Genomic DNA, 18,960 nt, shown 5'->3' on the forward strand with positions numbered 1-18,960 from the left:
ACTCCTCGACTGTGCGGGTGTCTTGGAGCGATCATGGGCGGGGTCGGCGGGTCGTCGAAAGAAGGAACACTCATGTCCACTGGCACGGACGGCTCTCCGGTCGGCGCCGTGCGACCGGTCACCACGCAGGACCGCGCACGATGCCCGGCGACGGCGGTCCTGCACCGGATCGGGGACCGCTGGAGCGTCGTGCTGATCTGCCTGCTCGCCGAACACCCGCGCGGATACAACGAGTTGGACCGCGCCGTCGCCGACCTGAGCCGGCGGATGCTGACCCGTGCGCTGCGCACCCTGGAGGCCGAGGGGTACGTCAGCCGCACCGCTCGCGCCGAGTCCCCGTACCGGGTCGAGTACGCGCTGACCGGTCTCGGCGAGTCGCTGCACGCGGCGGTGCGGGAGCTGGGCGCCTGGGCCGCCGCGCACGACGGCCCCGCGCGGGCACGGTGAGGGCCGGCGGGCACCGCCGTCCCGCCGCCGTCCCGCCGCCGTCCCGCCGTCCCGCCGGCCGTCGCTCCGTCAGCCGCCGACCGGCACCGGCACCGTCGCCCCGGCCCGGTCCGGGGCCGGGGCGCCGAGCAGCCCGACGATGTCGTTGACCGCCGCCCGCCCGGCCCGGTTGGCGCCGACGGTGCTGGCGGACGGCCCGAAGCCGACCAGGTGGACGCGCGGGTCGGCGGTGGCGCGGGTTCCGGTGACGGCGATCCCGCCGCCGGGCGAGCGCAGGCCGAGCGGGCCGAGGTGACCGACCTCGGGACGGAACCCCGTGGCCCAGACGATCGCGTCGACGGCGAGCTCCTCGTCGCCCCAGGCGACCCCGTGCTCGGTGAGGCGGTCGAACATCGGGCGGCGGTGCAGCGCGCCCAGCTCCTCGGCCCGGCGGTAGGCGACCGACGGGCCGAGCCCGGTCACGCTCACCACGCTGCGCACCGGCAGCCCCTGGCGGACCCGCTCCTCGACCTTGGCGACCACCGCGCGCCCGTACTCGGGGGTGAACGGCCCCTCGTGGTAGACCGGCGGGGTGCGGGTGACCCAGACGGTCTCGCCGACCGCCGCGACCTCCGACAGCACCTGGATCGCCGAGGCTCCGCCGCCGACCACCAGCACCCGCTTGCCGGCGAACTCCTCCGGGCCCCGGTAGGCGGCGTAGTGCAGCTGCCGGCCGCCGAAGCGGCCCGGGTAGTGGGGGAGGAAGGGGCGGGTCCAGGTGCCGGTGGCGTTGATCAGCGCCCGGGTGGACCAGGTGCCGGCGTCGGTCTCGACCAGCAGCCGGGCGTCCGGCCGGGTGGAGGCGGAGCGCACCGCCAGCACCTTGACCGGGCGTACGACGGGGAGCGCGTGCTTCGCCTCGTACGCCGCGAAGTACCCCGGGACGACCTCGCGCGCGGGGGCGTCCGGGTCGGGTGCGGGGAGCTCGAAGTCGGGCAGGTCGTGGAAGCCGTGCACGGTGGCCATCCGCAGGGAGGGCGAGCGGTGGGCCCAGGCGCCGCCCGGGGCGCGGTCGGCGTCGAGGACGACGAAGCCGCCGTCGGTGTCCGCCCGGTGCGGCGCGAAGCCGCGACGGCGCAGGTGGTAGGCGGCGGACAGGCCCGCCTGACCCGCGCCGATCACCAGCACGTCGACCCTGCGGCCCTCGTCCGAGGCCGCGCCGGAGGTGGTTGCACCGTAAACAGTCACGTCGGTGAAACATCCGGTGGGCGGGGCGTGTTCCCGGGAACGCGCCCCGCCCACCGCGGTCGGGTCGCTGCGGTCCGGCCGCCGGGGTCAGACGGTGGCCGGGGAGATCACCACCGCCGTGCCGTAGGCGCAGACCTCGGTGCCGACGTCCGCCGCCTCGGTGACGTCGAAGCGGAACATCAGCACCGCGTTGCCCCCGCGCGCCTTGGTCTGCTCGACCAGCCGCTCCATCGCCTCGTTGCGGCTCTCCACCAGCGTCTTCGTCAGACCGCGCAGCTCGCCGCCGACCAGCGACTTCAGCGAGGCGCCGATCTGGCTGCCGATGTGCCGGCTGCGCACGGTCAGGCCGAAGACCTCGCCGATCACGTGGTCGACCCGGTAGCCCGGGATGTCGTTGGTGGTCACTACCAGCACCTGGGCGTCCGGGCGCTGCCCGCCGCCGTACTCGTCGATGTTTGCCATGGGCCCCATCCTGCCGGGAATTCGGACGTCGTCGAACAGTGGCACGCGGGGCGTGCGCGGGGACGCGCGGGGCGGTGACGGCGAGAACGCGTAGGGTAGCCGGAACAGACCGGTGATCGGAGAGCCGAAAGGCCGTACCGTAGCCCCATGGGCGAGCGAAGCGATCATCCACAGGGGCCGGGCGCGGCGGAGGACTCCGACGCGCAGGAGATCGAGGCGACGGTGGTCCTGGGACTGCGGATCACGAACTGGCCGGCGCTGCGTGCCGCCGCCATCGCGGCCGTGGAGGAACTGGACTTCGAGGGCATCGATCCGGCCGGGCAGCGCCGTGAGCTGCTGCGCGAGGTGGCGGAGGACGCCAACGCGGCGCTGGGCGCGCTGCTCCACCCGGACCGGCTGGTGGCGGCGATCCCGGGGGTCGAGGCGATCGGCGGCACGCTGGAGATCAGCGTCACCGAGGACTTCGCGCCCGACTTCGCCGAGCTGTTCCCGCTGGAGGGCGAGGAGGAGGACGGTGGCGCGGCCGGCGACTGGACGCTCACCCCGCGCACCGCCTGCCTGCTGCACGCCCAGCTGCTCGGGCTGGCCGACGCCGCCTACGACGACCTCGACGAGCACGAGGACGAGCCGGTCGCCGACGGTGAGGAGGCCGACTGGACGGTGTTCGGGCGGCTGCCGCAGCGCACCTGGCGGCTGCACCGCAGCTGGCGCCGCGCGATGGCCCGCACCTTCGACGACCTCGCCGACGACCTCGCGCTCGGCGAGTGGCCGCTGCCGCGCTGCCTGGCGGAGGAGATCGCGCTGCGGATGGCGCTGGTCGACGCCCGGGCGCTGCTCGGCGCGCAGCCCGAGTCGGTCGCCGACATGATGGGCGACCTGCCGGCGGACCTGTACGACTACGACTGGGACGGCTGCCACGACGAGCTGTTCGGCGTCTACGGGCCGGACGACGGCGATCCGGAGCTGACCGCGGAGCAGCGCGCCGAGCTGCTGCTGACGGCGACCCACCCGGAGGGCTGGTTCCTGACCTACGAGGACGCGGAGGAGCGGGACCCGCAGCGCGGCTACCGCCGCTGAGCGCGGGCGCGGGGGCTGGCATGCTGGTCGGGTGACTTCTCCGTTCGACGCCCCGGCCCCAGCCCCTGCCTCCGCCCCTGCCCCCGCTCCTTCCGATGTCCCCGGCCCGGCTCCGGAGGACCGTGACGCCCGGCCGCAGTACGTGCTGCCGCTGGTCGTCCGGCTGGAGCGCGCGACGCCGCCCGGGCGCACCGACGCGCTGGAGACCTCGGCGCGCGCGGTGCTGACGCTGCTCGCCGACCCGCGGGTCGCGGAGGCCGAGGGCGAGTGGGCGGAGCGGGTCGCGGCCTGGGAGGACGCGCGGATCCGCAAGGTGGTCCGGCGGGCGCGCGGCGGCGAGTGGCGCCGGGCCGGGGAGCTGCCCGGGATCACGGTGGCCGGCCGGGAGGCGGAGGTGCGGGTCTTCCCGCCGGTCCCGCTGGACGGCTGGCCGAAGGAACTCGCCAAGCTCCAGGTGTCGGGCACCGACCTGGAGGAGAGCGGCCCCGTCGACGCCCCGGCGCCGGGCGTGCCGGTGCTCTGGCTGAACCCGGAGCTGGAGATGAGCGCGGGGAAGACCATGGCGCAGACCGGCCACGCCGCACAGCTCGCCTGGTGGCGGCTGGACGGGACGCGGCGCAAGGAGTGGGCCGAGAGCGGCTTCGCCCTCGCCGTACGCACGGCCACCCCGCAGGCCTGGGCGGAGCTGGTCGCGAGCGGGCTGCCCCTGGTCCAGGACGCGGGCTTCACGGAGATCGCCCCGGGCAGCTGCACGGTGGTGGCCGACCACCCGGCACTGCGCGACTGACGGGGGATGGCTGACAGATTTCAAAATCTGTTATCTGTTATCTGTCAGCTGAAATCTGTCAGCTGTCAGTTGTCAGCTGTCACCGGCGGTGCGCGAGGCGCTCGGTGTGGCAGGCGAACTCGGTGAGCCGTCGGGTCCAGCCCGTGCCGGTCCGGATGACGCGGGTGCGCAGTGCCGGTCCGCTCTCCACCAGGCGCAGACGGGTGTGGTTGCCCGGCTCGGTGGTCAGCGTGAAGGTCACCAGGGCGGGGCCGGCCGGGTACTCGCCTCCGGCGGCGTGCTGGGGCCGGGACCGGCGAAGGACGAGGACGGCGGGCGGTTCCATCCGCTCGATCAGCGCCGACGGCTCCCCGGGGTCACCGGCCGCCCCGGGGTCGCCAGGTCCGCCGGGCAGCCGGTCGAGCCGTGCGGGGGCGCCTGCGCCGAACCAGGCGCCCAGGAACTCCGCCCGGGTGAGCACCTCCCACACCCGCTCGCGCGGTGCCGCGATGGTGATCTCGCGCTCGATGCCGTCGGCGACCATGCCGTGAACCTCCTCGACCCGTTGCCCGAGGGTCGCACGTTCCGGCCGTGATGTGCAACCTTTGGGTTGCACATCACGAAGGGCGGGCCCGGCGCGTCCGGGGGCCTCCACGGCGTGCCGCACCCAGGTAGTGGCGGCCGATGAAGCCTCACATGGTGCTACCTATCGGCAGCACCTCCGCACGACTGTCCCGGGTGGCGCTGCTGGTCGACTTCCAGGCACGACGAAGGGTCTCACGCCTGATTCGCTACGGTCGGTTCGTCGTACCGCAGCCATGCGAGTGCCTCCTCTCGCTCCACGCGGGCGTCCCACGCTTCGGCCGCCGCCCAGTTGATCATGCGGGGTACGGGCCCCGTATCGCCCCGGGTGGCCGTACTCGCTCGTCCCCGGGCGGATCGCGCGCGCGGCGCCCATGACGTCCCAGGCGTCGAGCAGCCGGATCGCATCTCCTGCTTGCCCGACTACCGCCCCCACACCGCCGGTCGACCGTTGATCGAGTGTCCGGCCGGTCCGGGGGCCCCATCGGCCGTCACAGCCCCCTCGGCCGTCATGGCCCGCGTCGTCCTCCACCCACCTCGACCTGTCCGCAGGCCCTCGGAAGCAGGTGGTCAGGCCGGGTAGGCGTGCGTCTGGGCGGCCTTGACGGCGGCCCAGACCGTCGAACCGGGGGCGAGCCCGAGCTCCGCGGCGGCCGCCGGTGTCAGGTCGGCGGCCATCGGGACGGCGCCGGCCAGGTCGGCCCGCACCTGGTCGCCGTGCAGGTCCAGGCCGTGCACCGTCAGCTCCCAGACGTTGCGCGCGCTGCCCTCCGGCCGTGACCGGTGCAGGGTGACGGCGGACGGGGGGAACGCGACGAACGCCGGGCCGGACAGGTCCTCGTCCGTCGTCAGCACGGCGCCCTGCGGCAGCGTCACCCGGTGCCCGTCCGCCGTGCCCCGGTAGAGGTTCAGCCCGACCAGCCGGGCGATGTAGTCGGTGCGCGGCCGGCGCGCGATCTCGGCCGGAGCGCCGGACTGCACCTCGCGCCCCTCCTCGATCACCACCAGCCGGTCGGCCAGCACCATCGCGTCCAGCGGGTCGTGCGTCACCAGCACCGCGACAGCCTCGAACGCGGCCAGGTGGCGGCGCAGCTGGGCCCGGACGTCGAGCCTGGTGCGGGCGTCCAGCGCGGCCAGCGGCTCGTCCAGCAGCAGCAGCCGGGGCCGGACGGCCAGCGCCCGGGCCAGCGCCACCCGCTGCGCCTGGCCGCCGGAGAGCCGACCCGGCCGGGCGTCGGCGTGCTCGGCCAGGCCCATCCGCTCCAGCCAGCCGGCCGCCTCGGCGCGCGCCTCGCGCTTGGAGCGCCCCTGGCAGCGCGGGCCGAACGCCACGTTGTCCAGCGCGCTCAGGTGCGGGAAGAGCAGGTAGTCCTGGAACACCACGCCGACCGGGCGCTCCTCGGCCGGGGTGTGCAGCCGTCGAGCCGGGTCCTCCAGGACGCGGCCGTCCAGGCGCAGATGGCCGCCGCCGAGCGGGAGCAGTCCGGCGAGCGCGCGCAGGGCGGTGGACTTGCCGGCGCCGTTGGGACCGAGCAGCGCAACCACCTCGCCGGGGGCGGCGGTGAGCGCGAGGTCCAGTGCGAAGGCGGCACGCTCGACCCGCAGCCGGGCGTCCAGGCCGGACGCGGCGACATCGGAAGCGCCGGCACCGGGCGCGGCGGCACCGGCAGCGGGGGGATCGGTGGGGGTCATCGGCGGGATCTTCCGGGATCGGGGCCCGGTCGGGCCGGCGGCAGGACAGAGGACGCGGCCGGCCCGACGGCGGGCATGACGGCGGGCACGGGCGTCACGGCGTGGACATCCAGCGCTCGCGCAGCCCGGCCAGGACCGCGATCGACACCACCAGCAGCACCAGCGAGAGCGCGATCGCCGCCTCCGGATCCGACTCCATCGCGAGGTAGACGGCCAGCGGCATGGTCTGGGTACGGCCGGGGAAGTTGCCCGCGAAGGTGATCGTCGCGCCGAACTCACCGAGCGCCCGCGCCCAGGCCAGCACCGCCCCGGCCCCGATCCCAGGGGCGATCAGCGGCAGCGTCACCCGGCGGAAGACGGTCAGCCGGGAGGCGCCCAGCGTCGCGGCGGCCTCCTCGTAGCGCGGGTCGGCGGCGCGCAGCGCGCTCTCGACGCTGATCACCAGGAACGGCATCGCGACGAACGCCTCGGCGATCACCACGCCCGTGGTCGTGAAGGGCAGGGTCAGGCCGAAGGCGGAGTCCAGCCAGGAGCCGACGATGCCGCGCCGGCCGAGCACGAGCAGCAGCGCCACGCCGCCGACCACCGGCGGCAGCACCAGTGGCAGCGTCACCAGGGCCCGGACCAGCCGCCGGCCCGGCAGCTCGGTCCGGGCCAGCAGCCAGGCCAGCGGTACGCCCAGCACCAGCGACACGCCCGTGGCGGCCGTCGCGCAGACGAGCGACAGCCGCAGCGCCTCCCACACCTGCGGGCTGGTGAGCTGCTCGGACAGCGTGCTCCACGGCGCCCGCACCAGCAGCCCGACCAGCGGGAGGACGAGGAACGCCAGGCCGAGCAGTGCCGGGAGCAGGAGGGTGACCGGCACCCGGTGCGCCCTCCGTCGGCCGAGGAGGCGGACGGGGCCGACGCGGCCGGGACCCCGGCGCTCCCCCGGAGCCGACCGGCCGGTGCGGCGGATCACGGGGCCTGGAAGCCCGCCGCAGTCAGCACCTGCTGGGCCTCGGGCGACCGGACGTAGGCGACGAAGGCGGCGGCGCCGTCCTTGTTCGGGGCCTTCGCCAGGGCGGCGATCGGGTAGTCGTTCACGGCCTGGGCGGCCTCGGGGAAGTCCACGCCGTCGATCTTCCCGGCATCGGCCCGCACATCGGTGCGGTACACGAGGGAGGCGTCGACCTCGCCCAGTTCGACCTTGGTCAGCGCGCCCTTGACGTCCTGTTCGAGGGTGACCGGGGTGAGGTTGACGCCGGCGGCCTTGAGCGCGGTCAGCGCGGCGGCGCCGCAGGGCACCTCCTTGGCGCAGAGCGCGACCTTCACCCCGGGGGCGGCGAGGTCGGCGAGCCCGGCGAGGTGCTTGGGGTTGCCCTTGGGGACGGCGATGGTGAGCGTGTTGCGCACGAAGGTCTTCGGCTCGCCGGCGGCGCCGCCCGCGTCGGTGACGGTCTTCATGGTGGCCGGGCTGGCGGCGGCGAAGACATCGGCCGGCGCGCCGGAGTTGATGCTGGTGGCGAGGGAGGAGCTGCCGCCGAAGTTGAAGGTGACCTTGGCGCCGGGGTTGGCGGCCTCGAACTTCTTGCCGAGGTCGGTGAAGGTCTCCTTGAGCGAGGCGGCCGCGAACACGGTGATCGAACCGGACGCCTTGGGGACGTCGGCCGACGGGGCCGGGGCCGATGCCGACGCCGGTGCCGCTGCCGACCCCGACGTCCCGCCGTCCTTGGTGCCCGAGCCGCCGTCGCTGCCGCAGGCGGTGGCGCCGAGGGCGAGCACGAGGGCCGCGGCGCCGGCGGCGGTGAGTCTGCGGATGGTCATTCCTTCGCTTCCCCTCCTGGTCGCGCCGGAAGGGCGCGGGGTGATGGACGCAGCTGCGGCCGATATGCCGATCATAGTGCCGCATATGCGGGCCGATTATCGTCTGTCCCATCGCACAGGCAAGGGACTCTCCGGGTGGCGCTCCGGCCCCGAGGGTGGCGCGAGGGGCCGTGCGGACGCGGGCGGGGACGCGGACGCGGGCGCCGACGCGGCCTGCCGTCCGAGCCGGGGAGGACCCGAGTCCGTCCGCGGCGCCTCTGTCACCCGCGAGGGTGGCACGGGCCACGGGCAGGGGGCGCGAACGGCTGGGCGAGCGCCGTATGGCGCCCGCCGGGTCGCCTCGTGCGCTCCTTCTGCTCTGATTACCACTCAGTTACGTTGGAGCGGTACGAGGGGCACGACCGAGGAGGGGACATGACGCAGACCGCCGCCGACGCCGCCACTGCCGGCGCCACCGCTGCCGCCGCCGCGAAGCGGATACCGGGACCGCTGGGGCTTCCCCTGGTGGGTTCGCTGTTCGATCTGACCCGCCGTCCGCTGCGGACCTACCTCGACGCCCGCCGCGACTACGGCGACGTCGTGCGCTTCACGGCCGGCCCGCCGGGGCTGCGCGCCGAGTTCTACGCCGTGTTCTCCCCGGAGGGCGCGCACCAGGTGCTCGGCAGCCAGGCCGCCAACTTCCGCAAGGACAACAGCTTCTACGACGAACTGCGGACCAGCCTCGGCAACGGTCTGCTGACCAGCCAGGACGGCGACTACCAGCGCCAGCGCCGGCTGATCCAGCCGCTGTTCACCCGCCGCCGGGTGGACGGCTACGCGCGGGCCGTCGGCCTGGAGTGCCGGGCGCTCGCCGACCGGTGGCGGGCGGTGCCCGACGGCGTGGTCGACGTGGCCGAGGAGATGTCCCGCTTCGCGCTGCGCACCGTGTCCAGGATCCTGTTCGGGTCGGACGTGGAGGCGGCGGTGGAAGTGGTGCACCGCAGCTTCCCGGTGATAGGCGAATTCGTCCTCGAACGCGGATTCGCGCCGGTCCGGGTGCCGCTCTCCTGGCCGACGCCGTCCAACCGGCGCGGCGCCGAGGCGCGCCAGGACCTGTACGCGGTGTGCGACCGGATCATCGCCGAGCGGGCCCGGCGGGCGGAACGGTCCGGCACGTCCGGCGGCGACGGCGACGGCGACGGCGCCGGGGGTGGTGTGGCGGGCCAGGACGACCTGCTGGAGCTGCTGACCCGGGCCCGCGGCGAGGACGGCGAGCGGCTCGACCCGGACGAGCTGCGCGACCAGGTGCTGATCTTCCTGCTCGCCGGGCACGAGACCACCGCGACCTCGCTCGCCTTCGCGCTGTTCCTGCTGGCCAAGCACCCCGAGCAGCGCCGCCTGGCGCGGGAGGAGGCGGACGCGGTGCTGGCCGGGCGCGAGCCCGAGGCCGCCGACCTGGAGTCGCTGCCCTACCTGACCCGGGTGCTGAAGGAGTCCATGCGGCTCTACCCGGCCGCCTCGCAGATGGGGCGCCGCTCGGTGGAGGAGGCGGTGGTCGACGGGTACGTGATCCCGGCCGGCGCCCAGGTGATCCTGGCGCCCTGGGTGACCCACCGGCACCCCGGCCACTGGGAGCAGCCCGACCGCTTCGACCCCGATCGCTTCCTGCCCGAGCGGGAGAAGGAGCGGCACCGGTACGCCTGGTACCCGTTCGGGGGCGGGCCGCGGGCGTGCATCGGCCAGCACTTCTCGATGCTGGAGTCGGTGCTGGCGCTGGGCTCGCTGCTGCGGGCGTTCGACCTGGAGGCGATCGACCGCGGGGTACGGCTCGGCCAGGGCATCACGCTCCAGGTGAAGAGCCCGATGCGGGTCCGGCTGACGCCGCGCGTGTGAGTGGGCGCGGGAATGCCCGAATGCTCGGACCCTCCGTCCCTCGAATGCGCGGACGCTCGAATGCGCGAATGCGCGAATGTGCGAAGGAACGCATGAGTGCATGCGTGAATGAGTGAATCGGCGGGTGGGGGAGCGGGAAGGGCGGTACGGCGTGCCGTACCGCCCTTCCGCGGTTCTCGCTTTTCCGTCTCTTTCGGCGGCGTCGACGCATCACCGGGACCCGCAGCGGGCAAAAGGACGGCGAACCGTGATGCGCGACGCGTCAGGGGAGTTCCGGCCGGTGCCGGCCGACCGGGATTCGGGGTGCCGATTTCCGAGGGGGCGGCATGGGGAGTGCGCCGGGTTGTCGGGGCGAAGGCGAAGCGGGTGGCTGTTCCGGGGCCGAATCGGCGGAATTCGACCGGGTGTTCACGGAATTGCTGCCCCGGCTGCACCGGGCGGCCGTCCGGCTGGTCGGAAATCCGTTCGGCGCGGGGGACGTCGTCCACGAGGCGTATGTGCGCATCGCCCGGCGGCCGGCCCGTTTCCTCGGCCATCCGCGGCCCTACGCCTACGCGTTCACCGTGATGGTCAACGTCGTGCGCGACGAGTGGCGCCGTGACCGCCGTCGGCTGGTGCCGTTCGAGGTGCTGGAGGACGTCGAGGCGCTCGGCGCGGAGGCCGGCGGGCAGGCCGAGCTGCAGGCGCACTGGGAGGTCGTCCGGCTGCTGGGCTGTCTGACGGTCAAGCAGGCGCGCGCCGTCCTGCTGGTCGACCTCGACGGGTACGGCCTGGAGGAGGCCGCCGCCCTGCTCGGTGTGCACCGCTCCACCCTGGCCCTCACTCGGCGGCGGGCGCTGGACCGGCTGCGGACCGTTCTCGAACGGGAGCGCGAGCGCGAAACCGCCGACGGGGCCGGTTCCGGCGCGCCGAACTGACGGACAGTCAGGTGAGGCGCCGGTTGCGCCCGTACGCTGAACCGTGATCACGTACGAGGAACTCCGGCTCCGCTCCCTGGCGGACGAGGGCCGTTGGATCGAACTGCTGGGCGCCTACCGGCAGGCCCGCGCCGCCGCCGTCGCGCTCGACCCCGCACGGACCGGCGCCGCGCGGGGCCGGGCCGCCGCCGCGACCGCCCCGCTCGGCCACCTGATCGCGTACGCGGCGCCGCCCGAGGTGGCGGCCCGGCTGTTCGACCCGGACGGCGGTCCCGGTACCGCCGCCGGTGTCGCCGACCACGACGCCGGACCGCTCTGGGAGGTGCTGGCGACCAGGCACCACTGGCGACGCCTCGCCCCGCTGCTCGGCCCGCCCCCGGTGCGGCGGCTGGTCGCGCAGACCCGGGTGCTGCTGGGCGAGGACCTCTCCCGGGACGCCGAGCCGGACCGGGAGGGCGTCCCGCTGCGGCTGGAGCCGTGGGAGGCGGCGGGCCGGTGCGAGGGCGCGCCGGTGCGCGAGTACCTGCGCGACGGCGGTTCGCGCAGCGCGCTGCTCACCCTGCCGGCCAGCCGGGAGGGTCTGGCCCCGGTGAAACTGCCCGAACCCGGCGCCCGGCTGCCCGGGCAGCCGGCCACCCGGGCGCTCGCCGAACTGGCCGGGTGGGCGCGGGCGGTCTGCGTGCGGGGGCCGGCACCGCTCGCCGCCGCGCAGCTCGCGCCCGGGCGGCTGGTCACCGGCGGGTACCTGCCGTTCGTGCTCGCCTGGCCGGCGCTGGTGCAGGCGGGCGTCGCGGACCGGGCGCACGGCGCGGCGCACGGGCGGTTCGCGCTGTGGCGGGCGCTGGCGGCGATGGCCGGTGCCGCGCGGCCGCCGGGGCCGGTAGGGCCGGTAGGGCCGGTAGGGCCGGTGAGGTCACCGGGATCGCCGAGGCCGCTGGGACTCCTGAGACCCCTGGGACCCCTGGGACCGGAGCGGGTGGACCGGGGGGAGGTGGGCGCGCTGGTCGCCAGGATGCGCTGCTTCACCTGGGAGGACCCGGCGGACCGGTTGCGGCATCTGCACCTGGCGCTGGAGGACCCGGCGACCGGCCTGAGCTGGGCGGTCAGCGGGTCCGAGGAGGTCTGAGCGGCGGGGCGGAGCCGTCGGCGCGGCGGGCCGCGCCGAAAGGGCGAAGCCCCCGGTCCGGCGCCGTTTCCGGGGGGTTGGACGGGGCGCCGGACCGGGGAGTCTGGGGGGTGGGACGGCTCAGGCGGCGGGCGCCGGGGCGGTGGCAGCGGCGGCGACGGCGACGGGCGCGGCGGCCGGAGTCGTGGTGGGGACCGGAGCCGTGGCGGGGACCGGAGCCGTGGCGCCGTGGGCGTCGGCGTCCAGCAGCGTCCGCTCGTCGAACGGCACCGCGCCCGCCAGCACCCGCCGGGCCCGCTCGCGGTCGAACTCGCCGGTCCACTGGCCGATCAGCACGGTGGCGACGGCGTTGCCCGCGAAGTTGGTCAGCGCCCGGGCCTCGGACATGAACCGGTCGATGCCGACGATCAGGCCGACCCCGTCCACCAGCGCCGGCTTGTGCGACTGCAGCCCGCCCGCCAGGGTGGCGAGTCCGGCGCCGGTGACGCCGGCCGCGCCCTTGCTGGCGATCACCATGAAGACCAGCAGCGACAGCTGCTCGCCCACCGACATCGGCTTGTCCATGGCCTCCGAGATGAAGATCGAGGCCATCGTGAGGTAGATCGCGGTCCCGTCCAGGTTGAAGCTGTAGCCGGTCGGGACGGTGATGCCGACCACCGGGCGGCTGACTCCCAGGTGCTCCATCTTGGCGATCAGCCGGGGCAGCGCGCTCTCCGAGGAGGAGGTGGAGAGGATGAGCAGGAACTCGCGGCCCAGGTAGCGAAGCAGGGCGAAGACGTTGACGCCCGCGACCAGGCGCAGCAGCGTGCCGAGCACCACGACCACGAACAGCGCGCAGGTGAGGTAGAAGCCGATCATGATGACGGCGAGGCTCTTCAGCGCGGCCGTGCCGGTGGCGCCGACCACCGCCGCCATCGCCCCGAACGCGCCGACCGGGGCCACCCACATGATCATCGCCATCACCCGGAAGACCAGCCGCTGCACGTGCTCGACGCCGCGCAGCACGGGCGCGCCGGCCGGGCCCATCGCCTGCAGGGCGAAGCCGACCAGCAGTGCGACCAGCAGGGTCTGCAGCACCTTGCCCTCGGTGAGGGCGGAGAGCAGGGAGGTCGGGATCATCCCGAGCAGGAAGTCGGTGGTGGACTGCGCGCCGCCGGCGGCGGCCTGGGCGTGGCCGGACTTGGCGAGCGCGGCGGTCAGGTGGAGGCCGCCGCCGGGCTCCAGCAGGTTGCCGACCAGCAGCCCGATGCCGAGGGCGACGGTCGACATGGCGAGGAAGTAGCCGAGCGCCAGGCCGCCGACCCGGCCGACCTTGGCGGCCTTGCTCACCGAGCCGATGCCGAGCACGATGGTGCAGAAGATGACCGGGCTGATCATCATCTTGATGAGGTTGACGAAGCCCGTGCCGACCGGCTTCAGCTCCACCGCGAAGCCCGGCGCGGCCAGGCCCACCACGACGCCCGCGACGACCGCCGCGATCACGGCGAGGTAGAGGTAGTGGGTGCGGTCCTTCGTCGCGGTGCCCGCGCGTGCGGCTCCTGCGGTGATCGACATCTGCGGCTCCTTCGCCACTGCTGTTGCGCGGTCGCACGTGCGCCGGTGTGCTCGCGGAGGCGCTCTCCTGGGGGTGAGCCCTGGGGGGTGAGCCCTGGGGGTGGGCTCGTGAGGGCGAGCTCGTGGGGGCGTGCGACCGTGCGGTCCTGGCGGCCCCGGGGGGAGGGCCGCTCCGACTATGCGGGCAGGCGTGACGCGGGTCACGCTTGCGTTCATAGAGTTCACGAGGCCGCCGCTCCCGCCCCGGGCCCGGACCGGTCGACCGGGCCCGTGGTGCACACTGACAGGCATGTCCGCGCGTACCCTCACCCCGCCGCGCCGGCTGGTGCGCAGCCTGGCCGGACAGCTCTTCGTCGTCCAAGTGGTCATCGTCGCCGCCGTGGTGGCCGGCGGGGCGGTGCTCGCGTACCTGTTCACCGCCGACCGCACCGAGGACGCCGCCCGCCGCCAGGTCACCGCCGTCGCCCGCGCCGTCGCCGACTCCCCGGCCGTCCTCGCCGCCGTCACCGCGCCAGACCCCACGGCTGTGCTCCAGCCGTACGCCGAGCGGGTGCGGGCCGACACCGGGGTCTCCTTCGTCACCGTGATGGACACCGAGGGCGTCCGCTGGACCCACCCGCTGCCCGAGCAGATCGGCCGCACCTTCCTCGGCCACATCGACTGGGCGCTCGCCGGCCGGACCCGCAGCGAGACGTACACCGGCACGCTCGGCCCCTCGGTGCGGGTGGTCACCCCGGTGCTGGACGAGCGGCACCGGGTGGTCGCCCTGGTCAGCGCGGGCATCACGGTGCAGTCCATCTCCGCCCAGCTGCGCGGGCCGCTGCTCGCCCTGGTCGGCGTCGCGGCGGGCGCGCTGGCGCTCGGCGGGATCGCTACCTACCTCGCCAACTCCCGTCTGCGGCGGCACACCCACGGCATGGGCCCGGACGAGCTCAGCCACCTCTACGAGTACCACCAGGCCACCCTGCACGCCGTCCGGGAGGGGCTGGTGCTGCTCGACCGCGAGCGCCGGGTGATTCTCTGCAACGACGCCGCGCGTGAACTCCTGGGCCTGGCAGGGGCGGTGGAGGGCCGGCCGGTCGCGGAGCTGGGCCTGCCGACGGCACTGGTGGCGGCCGTCTCGGGGGCCGACCCGGTCCGCGACGAGGTGCACCTGACCGCCGAGCGGGTGGTGGTGCTCAACACCTCCACCATCGGCACCGGGCTCGGCCGCGTCCTCACCCTCCGCGACCACACCGAACTCCAGTCGCTGAGCGGCGAACTGGACTCGGTGCGCGGCTTCACCGAGGCGCTCGGCGCGCAGGCGCACGAGGCCGCCAACCGGCTGCACGCGGTCGTCTCGCTGATCGAACTCGGCCGCCACCGCGAGGCGGTGGAGTTCGCCACCGCCGAACTCGCCCTCGCCCAGCGGCTCACCGACCGGGTGGTGGCCGCCGTCGGCGAACCCGTGCTGGCCGCCCTGCTGCTCGGCAAGGCCGCCCAGGCCGCCGAGCGGGGCGTGGAGTTGACGCTCACCCCGGACAGCTCCATCGACGACGGGGTGCTGCCGCCCCACCTCAGCGCGCGCGACCTCATCACCGTCCTCGGCAACCTGGTCGACAACGCCGTGGACGCCGCCATCGCCGGCGCGGCCGAGAGCCCCGATCCGCCGGAGGTCACCGTCACCGCACGAATCGACGGTGAGCACCTGCTGCTGCGGGTCGCCGACACCGGCACCGGCATCGACCCGGGCGCGGTGGAGGACGTGTTCCGGCGCGGCTGGAGTACCAAGCGGGACGGGACCGGGTGCGGGCACGGGCACGGGCTCGGGCCCGGCGGGGGCCACGGGCGCGGCATCGGGCTCGCGCTCGTCGCACAGACCGCCCGGCGCAACGGCGGCACCGTCGAGGTCGGCCGGGAACGCGGCGCCGTCCTCACCGTCCGGCTGCCGCTGGACCGGCCGACGCGCGAGGGCGCGGGGGAGCGCGGGCACGAACACGAACACGAACACGGACGCGGACGCGGAAGCGGGCACGCGCACGGGCACCTGGCGGTGGCCCCGTGAGCGGCGCGCCGTCGTCGCCGGGGCGGCCCGAGATCTCCGTCCTGGTCGTGGAGGACGACCCGGTGGCCGCCGCGGCCCACGCCCTCTACGTCGGGCGCGAACCCGGTTTCCGGACCGCCGGCACCGTGCACGGCTGCGCACAGGCGCTGCGCTTCCTGGAGCGCGAGCGCGCCGCCGGCCGGCCCGTCGACCTGCTGCTGCTCGACCTCTACCTGCCCGACGGGCACGGCCTGCAGCTCTGCGGCACGCTGCGCGCCGCCGGGCACACCACCGACGTCATCGCCGTCACCTCCGCCCGCGACCTCGCGATGGTGCGCCAGGCCGTCTCCGCGGGCGTCGTCCAGTACCTGCTGAAGCCCTTCGCCGCCGCCGCGCTGCACGACCGCCTGGAGCGCTACGCCCGCTACCGGGACACCCTCGGCCGGACCGGTCCGGCCACCGGGCAGGACGAGGTCGACCAGGCGCTCGCGCTGCTCCGCGCACCCGAACGCACCGCCCTGCCCAAGGGGTTGAGCGCGCCGACGCTGGACACCGTCGCCGGTGTGCTGCGCGCGGCCCGCACCGGCCTGTCCGCCGCCGCCGCGGGCACGGCGGCCGGGGTCTCGCGGATCACCGCCCGCCGCTACCTGGAACACCTGGTGGACACCGGGCTCGCCGCCCGCGAACCCCGGTACGGCACCGTCGGCCGCCCGGAGTTGTGCTACCGCTGGACGGGTGGTGACGGCGGTGACGGCGGTGATGGCGAGGGCGGCGACGGTGGCGACGGTGGCGGGCCGATGATCGGCTGAACGGGTGAACTGCCGTGCTTCCAGGGCCTGTTCGGATGCGGTGTTCTGAGTACCCGTACTCAGGCGGCGCGCCCGGGTGTGGTGTCACCCTGCCGATGGGGCGGTCACCGGGCCGTCCGACGGACACGGGAAGTGGGGGCGACGCGGATGAAGTGGCTGCGGGCGTTGTGCGGGGCCGTGATCGCGGTGACCGTGGGGTTGGGGCCGGTCGGGACGGCGGGCGCGGTGCCCCGGACCGACCCGGCCCCCGGCATGTCCACCGCCTCGGCGAGCGCGGCGGAGGACGCCGCGACCCTGGCGTACTGGACGCCGGAGCGGATGGCGGCCGCGCTGGCCGCGGACAAGGGGGCCGAGGGCGCGAGCGGGTCGGGGGAAGGGAAGCGGGGCGCCGCCGTCGAGGCGGCCGCCCGCTTCGCGGCCGACCGGTCGGTGAGCGGCGCGTCGGTGGACCGGACGGTGGGGCGCGTCTTCTACGTCAACCCCGCCACCCAACTGCCCGGGGTCTGCTCGGCCAGTGCCGTGAACAGCCCCTCGCGCATGATGGTGCTCACGTCGGCGCACTGCGCCGCGGTGGGCGGCAGCCGGATGAACGGTGAGAAGCCGCAGTGGTTCAAGGCCAACTGGGTCTACGTGCCGGGGTACAAAGGCTCCGACGCCGCCCCCTACGGGAGGTTCACCTGGAAGAACGGCCGGGTGTTCAACAACTGGCTGGACAACGAGAAGGCCGCCGAGTGGGACGTCGCGATGATCACCGTCAACCCCAACGCCGACGGGAAGCGGATCGTCGACGCCACCGGCGCGAACGGTCTGATCGTGAACCAGCGTGACGAGGTGACCGTCACCGCCGTCGGCTACCCGGTCAACCTCGACAAGGGCGAGTACCAGGTCACGTGCACCGGCACCCTGGAGCGGCTGATCCTCTACCCCAGCCTGCTGGAGCTGCCCTGCCGGCTGCTGGGCCACGGGGCCAGCGGCGGGCCCTGGTTGTGGACGGACCCGCAGACGGGGATCACCAAGATCAACGGTGTCACCCGGTCGCACGACGGCGTCGAGATCGACACCCCCTACTTCGACGAGGGCGTCTGGAGCATGTACCTCGAACAGGGCTCGGTGACCTGACCCGACTTGACCCGACCTGAACCGACTCGACCCGATCTGACCCCCGGCCGAGGCATCCGGCCGGGGGTCGGGAATTCCGGTGATCACCACAGCGGTTGACCCGGTGAACGCCACCGCCGTAGGAGAAGGGCTCCCCGTGCGCGCCATCCGGATCGACCGCTTCGGCACCCCCGACGTCCTGGGCGTCGTCGACGCCCCCGAACCCACGGCGGCGGCCGGGGAGGTGCTGATCCGGGCCACCGCGACCAGCATCAACCCCGTCGACGACAAGACCCGGGAGGGCGCCATCGGCCCGGGGACGCCGCCGCTGCCGATGACGCTCGGCTGGGACCTCGCCGGTACCGTGGTCGACGGCGGCCGGAGCGGGCTGCGCGCCGGGGAGCCCGTCGTGGCGATGTCGCACCAGCTCGGCTCCGGGCGCGGGACGTGGGCCGAACTGGTCGCGCTGCCGGCCGCGGCGGTGGCCCGCGCGCCCGGGACGGTCGAGCCGGCCGCCGCGGCGACGCTGCCGCTGCCCGGGCTGACGGCCTGGCAGACCCTCGACTGGCTCGGCGTGCGGGCCGGCCGGCGGCTGCTGATCGCCGGCGCCGCCGGGGCCGTCGGCGGGCTGGCCCTGCAGATCGCCCGGGCGCGCGGCGTCGAGGTCGACGCCCTGGTCTCCCGGGACGAGCAGGTCGCCTTCGCCCATGAGCACGGCGCCGGCCTGGCCACCACCGACCCCGACGAACTGCGCGAGGGCGGCTACGACGCCGTCTTCGACACCTTCGGGGCGTTCCTGACGCGGGCGGTGGCCGACGGCGGCCGCTACGCGTCGATCGCCACCCAGGCCGGCCCCGTCCCCGACCTGTCCGCCCGGGGCGTGCGCACCACCGTCCACCAGGTGCGCGAGGACGGCGCGGCGCTCGCCGAGCTGGTCGCGCTGGTCGACCGCGGCGCGCTGCGCCCCCGGGTGCACGAGGTGTTCGGCCTGGGCGAGGTCCGGGAGGCGCACGAACGGTTCCGGCGGGGCGGGCTGAACGGCAAGCTCGCCCTGGTGTTCTGAGCGGCCGGGGTCAGCGGGTGACGAACTCGCTGAGCAGGGCCTGCACCTCGTAGATGTCCACGCCCTTGGTGAAGTTCTTGGAGATCGGCAGCGCCGCGCCCGACAGCCAGATCTTCAGCTCGGCGTCCAGGTCGAAGTTCCCGGAGGTCTCCACGGCGAAGTGGGAGATCGAACGGTAGGGGATCGAGTGGTACTCGGTCTTCTTGCCGGTGATGCCCTGCTTGTCGACCAGGATCAGCCGGCGGTCGGTGAACAGGAAGGAGTCGCGTAGCAGTTGGTAGGCGGCCTGGAGCTGCTCGCCCTCGCCGAAGAGCTGGGCGAACTCCTTGTGGGCCTCGTCGTTGTCCACGCGGTGGGCGTTGCCGAAGAGCGCCATGCCGGTTCCTCTCGTCGGGCACCCGGTTCGGGTGCGGAGGGTTCCGAGTCTGGCATGCCGGTG

At 74.8% G+C, this 18,960-nt stretch carries 18 protein-coding genes; 10 read left to right on the top strand and 8 right to left on the bottom strand.

Annotated features, from left to right (window positions below):
* The first annotated feature begins 72 nt into the window (after positions 1–72).
* Positions 73–447: a winged helix-turn-helix transcriptional regulator gene (locus tag ACFU9E_RS14975; protein WP_380689930.1), complete on the top strand. Its 375-nt coding sequence runs from the start codon at positions 73–75 to the stop codon at positions 445–447.
* A 69-nt stretch (positions 448–516) separates the two neighbouring features.
* Here ACFU9E_RS14975 and ACFU9E_RS14980 read toward each other — a convergent pair whose 3' ends face one another.
* Together ACFU9E_RS14980 and ACFU9E_RS14985 are read right to left on the bottom strand one after the other, a co-directional pair.
* Positions 517–1,674 carry a flavin-containing monooxygenase gene (locus tag ACFU9E_RS14980; RefSeq protein ID WP_380689934.1) on the bottom strand — a complete coding sequence of 386 codons (1,158 nt, stop codon included), beginning with the start codon at positions 1,672–1,674 and terminating at the stop codon, positions 517–519.
* A gap of 87 nt (positions 1,675–1,761) precedes the next feature.
* Entirely contained in the window at positions 1,762–2,136 is a 375-nt protein-coding gene (locus tag ACFU9E_RS14985) for a YbjQ family protein (RefSeq protein ID WP_355362963.1), read from the bottom strand.
* 147 nt (positions 2,137–2,283) lie between these two features.
* Here ACFU9E_RS14985 and ACFU9E_RS14990 point away from each other — a divergent pair, with 147 nt between their 5' ends.
* Both ACFU9E_RS14990 and ACFU9E_RS14995 read left to right on the top strand, forming a co-directional pair.
* Complete coding sequence (locus ACFU9E_RS14990; RefSeq protein WP_380686400.1) at positions 2,284–3,213, top strand: hypothetical protein; 930 nt, start codon at positions 2,284–2,286, stop codon at positions 3,211–3,213.
* A 31-nt stretch (positions 3,214–3,244) separates the two neighbouring features.
* The gene (locus ACFU9E_RS14995; protein ID WP_380686398.1) at positions 3,245–4,000 is read left to right on the top strand and encodes an aminoacyl-tRNA hydrolase; all 756 of its coding nucleotides are present in this window, start codon (positions 3,245–3,247) and stop codon (positions 3,998–4,000) included.
* Between the two features lie 79 nt (positions 4,001–4,079).
* Here ACFU9E_RS14995 and ACFU9E_RS15000 read toward each other — a convergent pair whose 3' ends face one another.
* The 4 genes from ACFU9E_RS15000 to modA form a co-directional block, all read right to left on the bottom strand.
* Positions 4,080–4,523 (bottom strand): SRPBCC domain-containing protein, encoded by a 444-nt coding sequence (locus ACFU9E_RS15000; RefSeq protein WP_380686396.1) that lies wholly within the window; start codon positions 4,521–4,523, stop codon positions 4,080–4,082.
* 608 nt (positions 4,524–5,131) lie between these two features.
* Positions 5,132–6,253 (bottom strand): ABC transporter ATP-binding protein, encoded by a 1,122-nt coding sequence (locus tag ACFU9E_RS15005; RefSeq protein ID WP_380686394.1) that lies wholly within the window; start codon positions 6,251–6,253, stop codon positions 5,132–5,134.
* A gap of 94 nt (positions 6,254–6,347) precedes the next feature.
* Positions 6,348–7,214, bottom strand: coding sequence for an ABC transporter permease (locus ACFU9E_RS15010; RefSeq protein WP_380686392.1), 867 nt, complete (start codon positions 7,212–7,214; stop codon positions 6,348–6,350).
* A complete protein-coding gene (modA, locus tag ACFU9E_RS15015) occupies positions 7,211–8,059 on the bottom strand; it encodes a molybdate ABC transporter substrate-binding protein (RefSeq protein WP_380686390.1) in 849 nt (282 codons plus the stop codon). The genes ACFU9E_RS15010 and modA overlap by 4 nt, the downstream gene beginning before the upstream one ends.
* 414 nt (positions 8,060–8,473) lie before the next feature.
* Between modA and ACFU9E_RS15020 the strand changes: the two genes are divergently transcribed.
* The 3 genes from ACFU9E_RS15020 to ACFU9E_RS15030 all read left to right on the top strand — a co-directional run bounded on the left by ACFU9E_RS15020 (position 8,474) and on the right by ACFU9E_RS15030 (position 11,974).
* Positions 8,474–9,931, top strand: a complete 1,458-nt coding sequence (locus ACFU9E_RS15020) for a cytochrome P450 (RefSeq protein WP_380686388.1) — start codon at positions 8,474–8,476, stop codon at positions 9,929–9,931.
* A 404-nt stretch (positions 9,932–10,335) separates the two neighbouring features.
* On the top strand, positions 10,336–10,848 hold the full coding sequence (locus ACFU9E_RS15025) for an RNA polymerase sigma factor (RefSeq protein WP_380690126.1): 513 nt from the start codon (positions 10,336–10,338) through the stop codon (positions 10,846–10,848).
* Between the two features lie 43 nt (positions 10,849–10,891).
* Complete coding sequence (locus tag ACFU9E_RS15030; protein WP_380690128.1) at positions 10,892–11,974, top strand: hypothetical protein; 1,083 nt, start codon at positions 10,892–10,894, stop codon at positions 11,972–11,974.
* Between the two features lie 120 nt (positions 11,975–12,094).
* On the opposite strand, the gene ACFU9E_RS15035 is transcribed toward ACFU9E_RS15030, so the two are convergent.
* Positions 12,095–13,528, bottom strand: coding sequence for a cation:dicarboxylate symporter family transporter (locus ACFU9E_RS15035; protein WP_380683954.1), 1,434 nt, complete (start codon positions 13,526–13,528; stop codon positions 12,095–12,097).
* Between the two features lie 289 nt (positions 13,529–13,817).
* Here ACFU9E_RS15035 and ACFU9E_RS15040 point away from each other — a divergent pair, with 289 nt between their 5' ends.
* The 4 genes from ACFU9E_RS15040 (at position 13,818) to ACFU9E_RS15055 (ending at position 18,521) form a co-directional block, all read left to right on the top strand.
* Entirely contained in the window at positions 13,818–15,572 is a 1,755-nt protein-coding gene (locus ACFU9E_RS15040; protein WP_380683952.1) for an ATP-binding protein, read from the top strand.
* Positions 15,569–16,360 carry a response regulator gene (locus ACFU9E_RS15045; RefSeq protein WP_380683951.1) on the top strand — a complete coding sequence of 264 codons (792 nt, stop codon included), beginning with the start codon at positions 15,569–15,571 and terminating at the stop codon, positions 16,358–16,360. The genes ACFU9E_RS15040 and ACFU9E_RS15045 overlap by 4 nt, the downstream gene beginning before the upstream one ends.
* A gap of 132 nt (positions 16,361–16,492) precedes the next feature.
* Positions 16,493–17,479 (top strand): trypsin-like serine peptidase, encoded by a 987-nt coding sequence (locus tag ACFU9E_RS15050; protein ID WP_380683950.1) that lies wholly within the window; start codon positions 16,493–16,495, stop codon positions 17,477–17,479.
* Between the two features lie 136 nt (positions 17,480–17,615).
* Positions 17,616–18,521: an NADP-dependent oxidoreductase gene (locus ACFU9E_RS15055; protein ID WP_380683949.1), complete on the top strand. Its 906-nt coding sequence runs from the start codon at positions 17,616–17,618 to the stop codon at positions 18,519–18,521.
* 10 nt (positions 18,522–18,531) lie between these two features.
* Here ACFU9E_RS15055 and ACFU9E_RS15060 read toward each other — a convergent pair whose 3' ends face one another.
* A complete protein-coding gene (locus ACFU9E_RS15060) occupies positions 18,532–18,897 on the bottom strand; it encodes a PH domain-containing protein (RefSeq protein ID WP_355365681.1) in 366 nt (121 codons plus the stop codon).
* Positions 18,898–18,960 lie beyond the last annotated feature (63 nt).

Origin of the sequence: Kitasatospora sp. NPDC057595 (assembly GCF_042800875.1) — a bacterium.
Classification (GTDB): Bacteria; Actinomycetota; Actinomycetes; order Streptomycetales; family Streptomycetaceae; genus Kitasatospora.

Bases quoted from the DNA above. Each gene is read 5' to 3' on its own strand.
- ACFU9E_RS14975 (WP_380689930.1), top strand. From the start codon at position 73: ATGTCCACTGGCACGGACGGCTCTCCGGTCGGCGCCGTGCGACCGGTC.
- ACFU9E_RS14985 (WP_355362963.1), bottom strand. From the start codon at position 2,136: ATGGCAAACATCGACGAGTACGGCGGCGGGCAGCGCCCGGACGCCCAG.
- ACFU9E_RS14990 (WP_380686400.1), top strand. From the start codon at position 2,284: ATGGGCGAGCGAAGCGATCATCCACAGGGGCCGGGCGCGGCGGAGGAC.
- ACFU9E_RS15000 (WP_380686396.1), bottom strand. From the start codon at position 4,523: ATGGTCGCCGACGGCATCGAGCGCGAGATCACCATCGCGGCACCGCGC.
- ACFU9E_RS15005 (WP_380686394.1), bottom strand. From the start codon at position 6,253: ATGACCCCCACCGATCCCCCCGCTGCCGGTGCCGCCGCGCCCGGTGCC.
- modA (WP_380686390.1), bottom strand. From the start codon at position 8,059: ATGACCATCCGCAGACTCACCGCCGCCGGCGCCGCGGCCCTCGTGCTC.
- ACFU9E_RS15020 (WP_380686388.1), top strand. From the start codon at position 8,474: ATGACGCAGACCGCCGCCGACGCCGCCACTGCCGGCGCCACCGCTGCC.
- ACFU9E_RS15035 (WP_380683954.1), bottom strand. From the start codon at position 13,528: ATGTCGATCACCGCAGGAGCCGCACGCGCGGGCACCGCGACGAAGGAC.
- ACFU9E_RS15040 (WP_380683952.1), top strand. From the start codon at position 13,818: ATGTCCGCGCGTACCCTCACCCCGCCGCGCCGGCTGGTGCGCAGCCTG.
- ACFU9E_RS15060 (WP_355365681.1), bottom strand. From the start codon at position 18,897: ATGGCGCTCTTCGGCAACGCCCACCGCGTGGACAACGACGAGGCCCAC.